This is a genomic window from uncultured Tyzzerella sp., assembly GCF_963558545.1.
Classification (GTDB): domain Bacteria; phylum Bacillota; class Clostridia; order Lachnospirales; family CAG-274; genus Tyzzerella.
The window spans coordinates 1-1907 of the sequence record NZ_CAUWHO010000110.1 but is presented as its reverse complement, the minus strand read 5'-3'; the positions used below and the strand labels follow the sequence as shown (position 1 = coordinate 1907).

At 20.7% G+C, this 1907-nt stretch carries 3 protein-coding genes; all 3 read left to right on the top strand.

From position 1 onward, the window contains the following. On the top strand, positions 1-389 hold a 389-nt coding region (locus R5Z65_RS10010; RefSeq protein ID WP_317368904.1), incomplete at its 5' end, for a hypothetical protein. A 13-nt stretch (positions 390-402) separates the two neighbouring features. Next, complete coding sequence (locus R5Z65_RS10005; RefSeq protein WP_317368902.1) at positions 403-1728, top strand: hypothetical protein; 1326 nt, start codon at positions 403-405, stop codon at positions 1726-1728. After that, positions 1710-1907 (top strand): hypothetical protein (locus tag R5Z65_RS10000; protein WP_317368900.1); only part of this gene is annotated, 198 nt, incomplete at its 3' end. The genes R5Z65_RS10005 and R5Z65_RS10000, both read left to right, overlap by 19 nt.

Sequence of the window (1907 nt, the reverse complement as noted above, 5' to 3'; positions counted from 1 at the left end):
CTAAAATGAAATTTCCAATAAATTTTTTAGAATTAGATAATAATTGGTATAATAAAATTTTTGAGGCAGACTATATTTTTAGTAATAAAAATGAAGATTTTTTGTTTTTATTTAAAATGTATAAAGTAGATATATTTTTAATAAAACAAGATATTATTAATGAAATAAATGCTACATACAATAAAGTTGTTATATATGATGAGTTAATAGAATTAAAAGAAAGGGAAATGCATTTATTAACATTTTACTATGATATGAAAGTATATAAATTATATTTTATTGAATTAGAAGAAGTAACATTAATATTTAATGTTACTTATGATAAGTATGAACATAAACAATTAAAAAATATAACAAATGAAATAGCTTTTACAATCGAAGAAATTTAATGGAGATGATTTAATGAATAAAGATAATACTGTTGAAATGGGAATAGTAACAAATGGTGCTAAAAAATATTTGTCTAAAAATGATGAAAAGTTTTTAAAAAATATAAGGGAAAATAATACTAAAAGCTATGGTAATGAACAATTTATGCAAGCTATATTAGATAATAAATCTATAAATATGGATAAAAATAAAAGTATTGAGGAATTTGATAGATTAGAAAAAGTAGATATTATCAAATTTCATACAAAATCTAATGGTAGAATACAAGAAGATTATTTAGAATATAAAAAAGATAATATGATTACTAATAATTTAAATATTAAAAAAATTTTTGAAATGGGTTATAGAGAGAATATATCTAAAAGAAATGAAAAAACAGAAATTAATACAAAAAAAGAAGGCTTTTTTAAAAAGATAAAAGTGAAATATATATATACGACATATTATTTTGAAAGAGAAATTATTCCTGTTTATTTAAAAATAATAAATAATCAAAGTATTAAACAAGAGTATATTTGCACAGGATATTATATAGAGAATAATGGAGGACACACATATACTGAGTTTGTACAAAAATTATTCAATAAATTAGGATGTACTCTTGAAGATGATAATAATAACTATTATTTATTAAAAATTGAAGAAAAAGATTTTAAAATAATCAAGCCAAAAGAGTTAGGATATGTTTTAGATAATATAAAATTTTCAAATATAAATGAATTGTTAAAATCCTTATTAAATATTAAAATTATTTGGGAGTGGCAAAATAAAAGGTTAAATCTTATAAGAAAAATATATGTTGAAAAGGAACAACTTATACATATAGGATTTTTAAAAGAATATGTAACAGATTCAATGATTAATGAATTAAATTTTATACTTGAAAAGTATGAAATAAACACAGTACCAAGAATTCGCCATTTTTTATCACAAGTTTGTCATGAATCATTTAGAGGTTCTCTTACAATAGAAGTTGGTAAAGATGAGTATTTTTATAAATATATTAATGTACTAGGTAATACAAATAGCGAGGATGCTTTATTATATAGAGGAGCTGGTTATATACAAATTACAGGAAAAGATACTTATCTAAGTTATAGTAAATATTTAGGTGATGAGTTGATTGTTACAGAAGGTTATAAAAGAGTATCTAAATTTTATGCTTGGGATGCATCAGGTTGGTATTGGAGGGATTATAAAAAATATGCAAATTTAAATAGATTATGTGATGAAGGAGCAAGTGTTGAGCAAATAACAAAAATTGTAAATGGAAGAAATATGAATGGCTTGGCTGAAAGAAAGGAGTTTTATAAAAAAGCATGTCAAATAATAAAATAAAGATATATAAATCTATTATAATAACTTATACTATAATATTATTAATAAGTTGTATATCAAGGTATTATAATAGACAAGAAGGTAAATTAAATAATAGTATTGAAGAAATTGTGATTAATGATGAAATAAAGTTAAAATTTATTGAAAAACAATTTAAAATAGACAACAGAGAATTTAAT